The 12,010-nt window shown below is 68.6% G+C and carries 11 protein-coding genes; 4 read left to right on the forward strand and 7 right to left on the reverse strand.

Annotated elements, in window-relative coordinates:
* Nucleotides 1-1,590, reverse strand: a complete 1,590-nt coding sequence (locus ACWCOV_RS00905) for an amidase family protein (protein WP_449827133.1) — start codon at nucleotides 1,588-1,590, stop codon at nucleotides 1-3.
* Nucleotides 1,587-1,829, reverse strand: coding sequence for a hypothetical protein (locus tag ACWCOV_RS00910; RefSeq protein WP_449827134.1), 243 nt, complete (start codon nucleotides 1,827-1,829; stop codon nucleotides 1,587-1,589). The genes ACWCOV_RS00905 and ACWCOV_RS00910 overlap by 4 nt, the downstream gene beginning before the upstream one ends.
* 246 nt (nucleotides 1,830-2,075) lie before the next feature.
* On the opposite strand from ACWCOV_RS00910, the gene ACWCOV_RS00915 reads away from it, so the two are divergent.
* On the forward strand, nucleotides 2,076-2,279 hold the full coding sequence (locus tag ACWCOV_RS00915; RefSeq protein WP_449827135.1) for an antitoxin: 204 nt from the start codon (nucleotides 2,076-2,078) through the stop codon (nucleotides 2,277-2,279).
* Between the two features lie 59 nt (nucleotides 2,280-2,338).
* On the opposite strand, the gene ACWCOV_RS00920 is transcribed toward ACWCOV_RS00915, so the two are convergent.
* From ACWCOV_RS00920 to ACWCOV_RS00940, 5 genes are read right to left on the reverse strand one after another with little or no spacing between them, the layout of a single operon-like run.
* Nucleotides 2,339-4,363 (reverse strand): ricin-type beta-trefoil lectin domain protein, encoded by a 2,025-nt coding sequence (locus ACWCOV_RS00920; protein ID WP_449827136.1) that lies wholly within the window; start codon nucleotides 4,361-4,363, stop codon nucleotides 2,339-2,341.
* A gap of 32 nt (nucleotides 4,364-4,395) precedes the next feature.
* A complete protein-coding gene (locus ACWCOV_RS00925) occupies nucleotides 4,396-6,351 on the reverse strand; it encodes a glycoside hydrolase family 2 protein (protein ID WP_449827137.1) in 1,956 nt (651 codons plus the stop codon).
* 12 nt (nucleotides 6,352-6,363) lie between these two features.
* Nucleotides 6,364-7,206, reverse strand: a complete 843-nt coding sequence (locus ACWCOV_RS00930; RefSeq protein WP_449827138.1) for a carbohydrate ABC transporter permease — start codon at nucleotides 7,204-7,206, stop codon at nucleotides 6,364-6,366.
* Complete coding sequence (locus ACWCOV_RS00935; RefSeq protein ID WP_449827139.1) at nucleotides 7,203-8,117, reverse strand: carbohydrate ABC transporter permease; 915 nt, start codon at nucleotides 8,115-8,117, stop codon at nucleotides 7,203-7,205. The genes ACWCOV_RS00930 and ACWCOV_RS00935 overlap by 4 nt, the downstream gene beginning before the upstream one ends.
* Nucleotides 8,117-9,475: an ABC transporter substrate-binding protein gene (locus ACWCOV_RS00940; protein WP_449827140.1), complete on the reverse strand. Its 1,359-nt coding sequence runs from the start codon at nucleotides 9,473-9,475 to the stop codon at nucleotides 8,117-8,119. The genes ACWCOV_RS00935 and ACWCOV_RS00940 overlap by 1 nt, the downstream gene beginning before the upstream one ends.
* A 111-nt stretch (nucleotides 9,476-9,586) precedes the next feature.
* Here ACWCOV_RS00940 and ACWCOV_RS00945 point away from each other — a divergent pair, with 111 nt between their 5' ends.
* From ACWCOV_RS00945 to ACWCOV_RS00955, 3 genes are read left to right on the forward strand one after another with little or no spacing between them, the layout of a single operon-like run.
* The gene (locus ACWCOV_RS00945; protein ID WP_449827141.1) at nucleotides 9,587-10,618 is read left to right on the forward strand and encodes a LacI family DNA-binding transcriptional regulator; all 1,032 of its coding nucleotides are present in this window, start codon (nucleotides 9,587-9,589) and stop codon (nucleotides 10,616-10,618) included.
* Nucleotides 10,619-10,644: 26 nt separating this feature from the next.
* A complete protein-coding gene (locus tag ACWCOV_RS00950) occupies nucleotides 10,645-11,100 on the forward strand; it encodes a nucleoside deaminase (RefSeq protein ID WP_449827142.1) in 456 nt (151 codons plus the stop codon).
* A complete protein-coding gene (locus ACWCOV_RS00955; protein WP_449827143.1) occupies nucleotides 11,097-11,978 on the forward strand; it encodes a TIGR03619 family F420-dependent LLM class oxidoreductase in 882 nt (293 codons plus the stop codon). The genes ACWCOV_RS00950 and ACWCOV_RS00955 overlap by 4 nt, the downstream gene beginning before the upstream one ends.
* Nucleotides 11,979-12,010: the final 32 nt, after the last annotated feature.

Consider the following 12,010-nt stretch of genomic DNA (forward strand, 5'->3'; position numbering starts at 1 on the left):
TCACTGCATGAGATCGGGGACCTCGTGCGCGAGGATGCGGCCGCGGTCCTGCACAGTGGTGATGCGGGCTGCTGCTGCGGGTACGACGGGGTCCGCGGGGCGGCGGTGATGCCAGTCGGTCTCAGCTTGGTACGCCGCCGCGACCGCGAGCAGACGGTCCTCGCCGAACGGTTTGCCACCAAGGATCGTGCCGATGGGAACACCGGCAGAGGTGAAACCGATCGGCAGCGCGAGCTCGGGCAACCCCAGCGCGTCGAAAGGTGTCGGAGAGGTCTGTACGACGACATCGCACTGCTCGAACAGGTCGTCGAGGACTCGTTGGAGCAGCAACAGCTTCGCCCGCTGCCCGATCAGGTACTCGTTGGCGCCGAGCAACGCGCCCTGCAGCCAGCCGGTCACCGACACTCCGAACCCGCGCAGGTCCGACCGCAGCATCGGCAGGAACGGCTCACTCCGCTCCGGCAGCCGGACGTTGTTGAAGGCGGCGTTGGTGAGCAGGTCCCACTCCTCGGGCATCGTCACGTCCACGACCGACAGGCCCTCGATGCCGGCGAGTACGTCGAGCGCCGTCTTGCGGGCCACGGCCGTCTCCGACGTACCGCCGGTGAATCCGGGGATGACGCCGATCCGCGTGCGCCAGCGCGCCCGGGTCCGGCCGCTCCGGACCACCGGAGTCGCCGCGCCGACCAGATCCGGAACTGGCGGCAGCCCTTGCGTACGAGGGTCTTCCGGGTCCTCGCCGGCCATCGCGGTCAGCATGATCGCGGCGTCCATCGCGTCGCGCGCCAACGGTCCCGGGTGATCACGGGTGTAGCTCAGCGGCACGATCCCGTACAGCGAGACCCGGCCCATCGTCGGCTTCAGGCCGGTCAGGTTCTGCGCGTTCGACGGCGCGGTGATCGAACCACCCGTCTGGGTCCCCACGCTCGAGGCTGCCATCCGCGCCGCCACCGCGGTGGCCGACCCGGACGACGAACCACCCGGATCCGTGCCGGGATTCCCGGGTGTCCACGCGTTCACCGTGGTGATCCGCCCGTCCGGCGTGGTCGCGCGGGTGGTTGCCAGCGGCCCCATCTGCGTCTTGCCCACGACGATGCCACCGGCCGCGGTCAGCCGTCGTACGGCGGTCGCGTCGAACGGCGGCACGAAGTCCGCGAACAGGTACGAGTTCGCGGTCGTGGTCACCCCCTTGGTGTAGTAGTTGTCCTTGATCGCCAGCGGGATCCCGTGCAACGCGCCACCGCGGCTACGGCCCAGCGCCCGCGCCCGGGCCAGCGCCTCGTCCGCGAGCACCCGGTTGAACGCCTGATACATCGCGTCGAACGCGGTGATCCGTTCCAGATACGCCTCCAGCAACTGCTCCGGCCTCAACCGGCCCCTCCGGATCAGCGTCGCGGCCTCGGCGATCGTCAACTCACTGACATCGACGGATCTCGCCGGCACGTCGACCAGCGCCGCCTCGGCCGGAGCGGGCGCCGCGTGCGCGATCGACGGCAAGGCGACTGAGCCAACGGTCGTGGCGGCGGCCAGGGCGCTCGCGCGGTACAGGAACGACCGCCGATCCACCTGCCCGTCCATCGGCGCGCTCATCGCGCCTCCCGGACGACGTCGATCGACGGGTACAACTGCGGCGGCGCGACCTGCTGAGCGAGCGCGGAGTCCGGCCCGAACGAGTAGCTACTGAGCGGCAGCACCGTCGACCGCATGAATCCGCGCAGACTCGCGAGCACCGAGTCGCGGCCCGGACTCCCGGTGCCGGGATCTGGGGCACTCCCCGCGGGCAGTTGGTCGAGATCGATGCCGATGGAGGCCAGACGCGCCCGGATCATCACATCCAGTTCCGCGTCTGTCGGTTGACTGAGACTCACAAGACCCTCCCGGTCGTGGCGCAACCTTGTCAGGACCTTTATGCCACCTTCGTTGACGCGGCAGGTTTCGCCGAGGTCACCACCAGGTTGCGGCGCTGTGAGTGAACCGCCGGACAACAGACGCGCGGAGTCCTTGTGCCGGATCGGTGGGATCGGGTAGTAACGGATAGGTAGTCCAAGCAACCATCGAAAGAACGGGGAAAGACGATGGGTATGTTCGACGACATGAAGGACAAGGCGAGCGGCCTTGTCGACGAGCACGGCGACAAGGTGAGCGAAGGCGTCGACAAGGCCGGCGAGTTCGCCAACGAGAAGACCGGCGGCGAGCACGGCGACAAGATCGACCAGGGCACCGACTTCGCCAAGGACCGGCTGGACGGTCTCGACGGGCAGGACGACGACATCCAGTAACCGTCCCCCGCGCAGAGACGCCGAGCGGCCGCGGGTGCGCCCGCGGCCGCTCGCCCGTTCTACACCGGCACCTTCCACTTCTGCGGATCCAGACCGTTGCAGTCGTAGATCTGCAGGTCGGTGCCGTCTGCCGTAGCGCCGTTCGGCGCGTCCAGGCATCTGCCTGACTGGGGATTCAGCAGCGCCCCGTTCGGCTGCGGCTGCCAGATCTGGCCGCCGGCCGTGCCGCAGTCCCACAGCTGGACCTTGGTCAGGTTCGCCGTACCGTTGCCGACGATGTCGAGACACTTGCCGAAGGCACGGATTCTGCCGTCGGTCGACATCGTCCACTGCTGCCCCGGTACGCCGTTGCACGTCCACAACTGCACGGCGTTGCCGCTCGTCGGGGTGTTGGTGTCGACGTCGACGCACTTGCCGGCGTTGGCCGGACCGGTGATCGGGCCGGTCGGGTAGCCGGGCAGGTTCCACTTCTGTGGTTCCAGGCCGTTGCAGTCGTAGATCTGCAGGTCGGTGCCGTCGGCGGTGGCGCCGCCTGGACTGTCCAGGCAGCGACCTGATTGCGGGTTCAGCAACGAGCCGTTGGCCTGTGGCCGCCATTGCTGACCACCCGCCGTACCGCAGTCCCACAGCTGGACCTTCGTCAGGTTCGCCGTACCGTTGCCGACGATGTCGAGACACTTGCCAAAGGCACGGATGGTGCCGTCGGCCATCATCGTCCACTGCTGACCCGGCACGACGCCACATGTCCACAGTTGCACGGCCCGTCCGTTGACCGCGGTGTTGGTGTCAACGTCGAGACACTTCCCCGCCGCAGCCGGGCCGGTGATCGCTCCGGTCGGTCCACCGACGACGCCGGTGCCGAATCGCACCTGACATTGGTTGCCCGTGCCCAACCACGTCGCCGCGAGGTAGAGGAACGACGTACCGTTCGCCGAGGGGACGATCGGCGAGCTGTAACCCGGGCAGGACGGGACGCCGGCCGCATAGCCGCCCGTCGGGTTGACGTTCACCGGCGCTTCGAGCTCGGTCCAGGTGCCGGTGCCGAGCGAGGTGTTCGCGAAAAGGACCGAGCCCGACTCCGCCATCACCGCTTTGTTGCCGGTCGGTCCGGTGACGACACGCTGCCCGGACAGCAGCAGCGTGCCGTTCGGTCCACCGCCCGGAACCCAGGCGATGTACGGCGTGTGCAGCAACTGGCGGCCGTCATTCGTCTGAACCAGCGTGCCGGGGTTGTTCGTCGGCGCCCAGTTGAGTCCGTCGGGGCTGGTCTTGATGTAGACCTCGCACGCGTGGTCCGCGTTCGTCGCGTCCCTGCACAGCTCGTAGGTCATCATGAACTGCCCGTTCGGCAGCGCGGTGATGATCGACATCCCCGGCCGGGCGAGGTTGTCGGCCGGGAACGCGATGTCGGTGGTGATGCTGCCGCTCCAGCTCGCGCCGCCGTTGGTCGAGGTGTAGTGGCCGATGATCTGGTTGTTGGTCGGCGATCCGGCCGGGCGCTCGTCGGAGATGAAGCACGCGAGCGTGTTGTTCGGCGCGAGCAGGAACCACGGCTCCCAGATGCCGTGCCCGATCGTGTTCGGTTGCCCGCTGGTCTGGGTGCAGTTCGACAGGTACTGCCAGCTCGCGCCGTGGTCGGTGCTCTTGAACACCTCGACTTTCTGCGCGGTGAAGCTGCCTTCGTCCCACGCCGTACCGGCGGCGAGCAGGTCACCCTGGTTGAGCCCGTTCGCGGTCCGCGGCACCTCGTAGATCACCGGGGCGCCGAGATCCCAGCCGGCCGTGTTGGAGGTGATCGTGCTGATCGGGTTGGCGCCGAAGGTGGCGCCGCCGTCGGTGCTGCGGAAGACCGGGAAGGCGCTCGGGCCGGATTCGTTGCGGCGGGCAAACGTTGCCAGGACGGTGCGGCCCGCGTTCCCGTCGTGGTCGAGCCGGATCGCCCGCGGGTAGCTGGCGTCGGCGTTCGGGTAGGTGGACAGGTTGGGGCTGAAGAGCACGTTCCCCGGCGGCGCGGCAGCCGCCGGCGCGGTCACCAGGCCGGCGGCGATCACCGCGATCGCCACCAGCAACCTGCGAATGGACATGAAACCTCCTCGGATTGGGCGGATCCCCGAGATCAGTGCATGGTGATGTCTACGAAGGTGCGTGCGACGACGGCTCCGGACGCGTCGGTGACCCACAGGTGGAGCCGTCCTGGAGTTGCCACGACGTCGATCGGGTCCGTGAGGACGAACGGTTTGGCGTCGACCGGCGCGGTTCCAGTTGCCCAGTGCAACGTGCCGACCAGCGGATCCCGCCCATGATGCGAAACCCGAACCGGAACGGTCACCTCGCCGGCACTGACCAGATCCCGTCCGGGGGCCTCGGGTGTGACGTCGACGATCAGCGTCGTCTCGGCGTGGACGTCGGAGGGAACTGTGCCACCGAGGTCCTTGGTCCGGCGGTCGTAGGTGTAGATGCCGACCGTCTCGTGCTCGATGTCGTAGAGCTCGGTGAAGATGTAGCCGGCGTTCCGGGCGTGGCGGCGGAGTTCCTGGGTCTGCCAGCGGAGGTGCCAACCGCGCTCCACACTGGTCGACCCACCGCCGTACTCACCGTTGAGCTGGATCCGGTCCGACGGATCGAAGCCGGGCACCGCGATCGTCTTTGTCGCCACGAAGTCCGGCCCGAGCCGGACCGGGAAGCTCCCGTCCGCGGAGTTCACCAGCCGGTCCACGACCGCCGCCCACGACCCGACGTTCTCGTCGTAGTAGTGCCAGTCCACGAGATCGGTCTCGACGTGCGCCCACCCGGAGTTGTCGACAATCGGACGACTCGGGTCCGCGTCCCGGATGATCCGGTAGGCCCGCCGTACGGCGTCCTGCTTCGCGGGATCACCGGGGACGTCCCAGTCGAGTCCCCACTCTTCGTTGTACGCACCCCAGATCACGATGCTCGGGTGGTTGCCGTCGCGCTCGACCATTCCGGCGGTCACCGCTTCGAAACCGGCAACGGCTTCCGGCGTGAACCGGCCGGTCGACGGCGGCTCGGCCCAGACCAGCATGCCCAGCTTGTCGGCCCAGTACAGCCAGCGCGGATCCTCGAGCTTGAGGTGCTTCCGGACCAGGTTGAACCCGGCCTCCCGCGCCAGCTCGAGATCCCGCTTGAGCGCGTCGTCGGTCGGCGCGGCGTGACCACCGGTGGGCCAGAAGCCCTGGTCCAGGACACCACGGACGTACGTCGGTACGCCGTTCAGCAGCAGGTTGTTGCCTTGCCACTCGATCCGCCGCAGCCCGGTGTAGCCGCGGACCGTGTCCTCGCCGGCGGTGACGATGACGTCGTACAGGTGTGGATCCTCAGGATTCCACAACCGCGGCTCGGGGATCGGCAGCGTGACCGGTCCGGTCAGGTCCTCGAACTCGTGAACAGCGACGCCGGGGATCTCGATCCGGACCGGCGACGGGCCGACCACGGTGACCTCGATGCCGTCGAGCTCCGGAGTCGGGCGGAGGGTGAGCTGGGAGATGTGTTCCGCCGGTCGCGGCTCGAGCCACACGGTCTGCCAGATCCCGCTGGACGGGGAGAACGCACAGCCGTCGTAGTCGTCGGCCGGCATGCTCCGCTGCTTCCCGTGCGGGATGAACCGCTTGTCCACCGGCGCTTCCACCCGCACCACCAGCGTGCCGGTCCCGTCGTCGAGCAGGTCGGTGATGTCGGCTTCGAACGGCAGGTACCCGCCTTCATGCTCGACCGCCAACCGGCCGTTGACCCACACGGTCGCATGATGATGCACAGCACCGAAGTGCAGGATGGTCCGCTGGTCGACCCACTCCGCGGGCCGTTCGATCCGCCGCCGATACCAGGCAACAGGCAGCCAATGGGCGACCACGCCCGACGCGGGATGCTCCCACGGAAACGGTACGACGATGGTCGCCGGCTGACCGACGGAGGCCGCCGGCCAGGTGGAGTGCCAGCCGGCTGTCAGGCCGGTGCCTGACGGGTCGGGGGCGAAGTCCCACTCGCCGTTGAGATTGAGCCAGCGGGTCGAGCGGTCGAAGTGGGGGCGGGGATAGTCGGGGCGTGGTGTGTTCACAGGGTTCTCCAGTCAGCCTTTGAGGCTTCCGGCCATGACGCCTTTGATGAGGTGGCGTTGCAGGACGATGAAAACGATGAGGACGGGGATCGCGGCGATGGTGCTGGCGGCCAGCAGCTGGCCCCAGACGCTGGTCCAGTCGGCGCCGAGCTGGCCGGAGCGGATGTTCTGCGCCAGCGCGGACAGCATCACCTGCAGGGTCTGGTGCTGCTCGTCGTTCACCGCGACGACCGGCCAGACGAAGTCGTTGTAGATGTTGATGAAGGTCAGCACCCCGAGCGCCGCCAGCCCGGGCCGGATCACCGGGACCACGATGCTCGCGAAGATCCGCAGCTCGCCGGCACCGTCGACCCGGGCGGCGTCGAGCAGCTCGTCCGGGATCGACATGATCACCTGCCGCATCCAGAACACCCCGAACGCGTCGATCGCACCGGGCAGGATCAGCGCCTGGAACGTGCTCACCCACCCGAGCTGACTCATCTCCAGCAGCAACGGGATGAGCAGCACGAGCGTCGGCAGCATCAACGTGGTCAGCACGGTGCCGAACAGCAGCCGCTTGCCGGGGAAGTCGTACTTCGCGAACGCGAACCCGGCCAGCGGGCAGAACACCATCGTCAGCGCGCCCTTGATCAGCACGACGATCGCGGTGTTCCGGAACCCGGTCTCGATCGGGATCGTGTCCAGCATCGCCCGGAAGTTCTGCAGCGTGAGCTGCCCCAGGTCGAAGCTGAACGGCCGCGCGATGATGTCGCCACCAGGCTTCAGCGACGAGACCATCATCCACAGCAACGGCGCCAGGCTGATGACCGCGGCGACGGTGAGCAGGCCGTACCGGCCGACAGCAGAGAGCTTCATCCGTCCTCCCGGGAACGCAGCAGCCGGATCGAAGCGAGCGACAGCGCGAGCACCATCACCACGAGCAGCATCGAGTTCGCCGCGCCGAGGCCGAGATCTGAGTTGGTGATGTGCTTGTACAGGTAGAGCCCGGCGGTCCGGGTCCCGTTGAACGGTCCTCCGCCGGTGACCACGTACGGCTCGGCGAACAGCTGGAACACGGTCAGCGTCCCGATCACCACGACGAAGCTCAGCGTCCGGGTGACCAGCGGAACCGTAATCGACCAGAACTGGTGCCACGCGTTCGCCCCGTCGATCCGGGCCGCTTCGTAGACATCCGAGGGGATTGTCGACAATCCGGCCATCAACAGGATGACGGCGTACCCAGTGGTCCGCCACAGCACCAGCAGCGCGACAGTCACCTTGGCCCAGATCGAGGTCGTCAGCCAGCCGACAGCCGGCAGACCGAGCGACGTCAGGCCATGGTTGACCGCCCCGAAGTCCTTGTCGAACAGGATGATCCAGACCTGCGCCATCGCCACCAGCGGCGTGACGAACGGCGCGATCAGCGCGGCGCTGAACAACGCCCGAAACTTTGCCTTGCGCAACGCCACCGCGATGGTCAGCGCGATCAGCACCTGCGCCGGTACGACGAGCAGCCACAACCCACCGGACACCGCCATCGACTGCCAGAAGTCCGTACTGGCCAGCAAAAACCGGTAGTTCGCCGGCCCGATGAACTCCAGCACCCCGGCACCGTGCCAGTTGGTGAAGCTCAGCTGCAGCGCGAAGAAGATCGGATAGGCGCTGAACGCCGCGAACACCAGCACGAACGGCGCGACGAACAGGTACGGCGCGGCCTTGACCCGGCGGCGGCGCCGTACCGGACGCGCCTCCCGCCGAGTCTGGGCCGCTTCGGTGACGGTCACCATCAACTGGGCCCCATCAGGTTCTTCTGGATCTGGGTCGCCGAGGTCTTGAGCACCTCGTCCGGACTCATCTGCCCGGCCAGCAACTTCTGCACGTTGACGCCGAAGTAGTCGACCGCCTTGCCCCACCAGGTCGGGATCGAGTACCCACCCGGGACCTGCTTGCCCGCCTCGACCGCGACCTTCCACAGGTCCTGCCCGCCGAGCGCGTCGATCGGCTTGAACAGCGGCGCGTTCGGGTCGAGCGCCGGCAGGTACGACGGGATCGACGTGTTCAGGCCACCCGGATACACCTCGTTCGGCCCGTAGACCGCGGTGTAACCCTCCTTGCTGAACACCAGGTGCTCGTAGAGCCGCCAGGCCAGCTCCGGGTTCTTCGACTTCGCCGGGATGACGAACGACGAACCGCCCATCACCCCGGACCGCGCGCCACCCTCCTGCCAGGCCGGCAGCGCGGTCGCCCGCCACTTGCCTTTGCTTGCCTTCAGCAACTGCTGCGGGGCGAACACGAACCACTGCGCCCACGGCACGAACACCTGCGTCCCGTTGTCCTGGGTCTGCAGGTCAGTCGGCTGGGTGTACTTCGCCAGCGTCCCCAACCCGTCGGCCCGCACCTGGTCGAGCCAGGTCAGCGCATTGCGGTACGGATCGGAGTCGATCGTGAGCTTGCCCGCGGCGTCGACCATCGCGCCGCCCTGCTGGTTGGCGAACATGTCGATCCACAGCTGGGCCAGGAACTGGTCGTTCTCCAGATGGATCGGCTTCGCCTTCGGGAACTTCTCCCGGACCGACTTCGCCGCCCCGAGCAGCGCGTCGTACGTCGTCAGGCTCGCCGGATCGACGCCCGCCTGGGTGACGATGTCCTCGCGGTAGAACAGCAGGCCGGGGTCGAGGTCCCACGGCACCGCGACGACCTTGCCGTCAACGGTCACCACGCCCAGCTTGTACGGCGCGATGTCCGGCGTGTACTGCTCGATCAGCTGACTGAGGTCGTGCAGGTGCGGCGCGACCCCGGTCAGCAGCGCGTCGTCGTAGAACGCGCCGTCGGGGACGCCGGCGCCGCTGATCAGCGTGGCCGGGAGCTTGGCGTTGATGTCGACGGCGACGTGGTTGACCTTCACCTGCGGGTACTTCGCGGTGAAGCTCGCGATCGCCTTGTCGAAGACCTTGAACAGGTCGCCGGTGCGGTCCCAGATGGTGATCTCACCGGACGGCGGCGTGGTCGCGCCGCTGGTCGGCAGCGGGTTGCTGCCGGTGGTGTTCCCCGGCGCGCAGGCGCCGAGGCCGCCGGCGACCAGGGCGGCACCAGCGCCCCGGAGCACGGTACGGCGGGAGACGGGCAATGAGAACGAATCGGTCATGGCACTTCCTCATGACTTCCGCAGGGCTTGCAACGTTGCAAGGAATGCCCGGAACGCTATGCTTGCAACGTTGCAAGTGTCAAGAGCTCGCCGACCGGGAAGAGGTACCCAGTGCCCGCCACACTGCGTGAGGTCGCCGAACGCGCCGGCGTCTCGGTCCGGACGGTGTCGAATGTCGTCAACGACTTCCCCCAGGTCGCGCCGGAGACCCGGGCCCGGGTGCAGCGAGCGCTGGACGAGCTCGGCTACCAACCGAACGCGGTCGCCCGCACGCTGCGGCGCGGACGGTCCGGACTGATCGCGTTGGTGCTGCCGGAGCTCGACGTACCGTACTTCGCCGAGCTGACCCGGGCCGTGATCGAGCAGGCCGCGTCCGCCGGCTACACGGTCGTGGTGGACCAGACCGACGGCGACCCGGTGCGCGAGCGGGAGCTGGTGATGCGCGGCAACCGGGCGGCGATGTTCGACGGGCTGATCTTCAACCCGCTCGCCCTGGGCGACGCCGACCTGCGCGACCGCCCGTCCTCCACGCCGGTGGTGCTGCTCGGTGAGCGCGTGGTGCAGGGCGGGCTCGACCACATCATGATCGACAACGTCGGAGCCGCCGAGCTCGCGACCCGGCACCTGATCGATCTCGGCCGGCAGCGGATCGCCGCGATCGGCGACCAGTCCGACGAGAGCCGCAAGACCGGCCAGCTGCGTACCCAGGGCTACCGAAGCGCGCTGCACGCGGCAGACATGGAGGTCGTCTCGGAGCTGATCCGTCCGACCGAGTTCTTCCACCGATCCGACGGCGCGGCCGCGATGGCCGAGCTGCTCGCGTTGCCCGATCCCCCGGACGCCGTCTTCTGCTACAACGACCTCCTGGCGTTGGGCGCGTTGCGCACGATCCTCAGCCGCGGTCTTCGCGTGCCCGGGGACATCGCGCTGGTCGGCTTCGACGACATCGAGGACGGGCGCTACAGCACGCCCAGCCTGACCACGATCCGTCCCGACAAGACCCAGATCGCGAAGCACGCCGTACAGCTGCTGCTGAGTCGCCTCGACGGCGACCAGTCGCCGCCGGCCGAGCTCCCGGCCGACTACGACCTGGTCATCCGGGAGAGCACGACCGGAACCGCGACGCACCCAGGGGACGGCTGACGGGCAGTCCGGTAGCGTCCGGGGGCATGGAACTTGGGTTGTTGCGGCAGGCGGTCGAGTTGGCGCGGGTGAATGGGGCCGCGGGGCAGTTGCCGTTCGGGGCGGTGATTGCGAACGGCGACGAGGTGGTGGCGACCGGAGTGAACACCGCGCTCAGGGACAACGACCCGACCGCACACGGCGAGGTCGTCGCCGTCCGGGCCGCCTGTCGTGAGCTCGGCACGATCACCCTGGCCGGTACGACGCTCTACACGAGCTGCGAACCCTGCCCGATCTGCCACACGACAGCGATCGCGGCCGAGGTCGACCGGATCGTGTACGCCGCACCGAAGGAATGGGTGCCTGATCTCGGTACGCCGTTCGCCCCCGTGCTGATCGACATCCAGGCGGCCGCCCGGCAGCTCGACCCGGACCGCATCGTCCAGGTCGAGCTCCCCGAGGCCCGCGAACCGTTCGCCGCCTTCCTGGAGACGCGCCGGTGAAGCTCGGGCTGAACCTGCTCAACTACGGCCCGGGCACCACACCCGAGTCGTTGCTGCGCTGGGCCCGGTTCGCCGAGGACTCCGGGTTCGCGCTCGCGACGATCTCCGACCACATTGCCCTCACCCCCGAGGTGCAGGCGCTGTACCCGGTCCCGTTCTACGACCCGTTCACCACGATCACCTGGCTCGCCGCGCACACCTCCCGGCTGGAGTTCGGCACGTCGGTCGCGGTCCTCCCCTACCGCCATCCGCTGCAGACCGCCCGGGTCGGCGCGAACCTCGCCCACTTCAGCGGCGGCCGGTTCATCCTCGGGGTCGGGTCCGGCTGGTCCGAGGAGGAGTACGCCGCGCTCGGCGTGCCGTTCGACCGCCGGGGCGCGATCACCGACGAGTACCTGGCCGCGATCGTGGATGCCTGGAGCAACGACATCACCACGTCGCCCGGGCCGCACACGCCGTACGGCGAGATCCACACCGGACCGCGGCCGGCGCCGCGCCCGCCGGTGTGGGTCGGCGGAGCGGGCCGGGCGGCGGTCCGGCGGGCGGTTCAGTACGGCGATGCCTGGCACCCGATCAACCCGCATCCGCGCTGGCTGCGCGACAAGGGCATGCCGATGCTGCGCCGGGCCGCGGCCGATGCGGGCGCAGACCTCCCAGCGCTCTGCCCGCGGATCCGGGCCCACCCGACGAGCGAGCGCGCCGACGACGACCGCGTGCTCGGCGAGGGATCCCTCGACCAGATCAAGTCCGACCTGGCCGGTCTCGCCGAACTGGGCGCCGAGTACGTCGTCCTGGACACCTACATCAGCCCGGACGTACGCCGTACCGCGGAGGACGACTGGCGGATCCTCGAGACGGTCGCAGCCCTCCAGCCGTAGCCGTTGCTGGTGCAGCCTGCCGAGCGCACAAT

The organism is Kribbella sp. NPDC002412, from assembly GCF_053592935.1.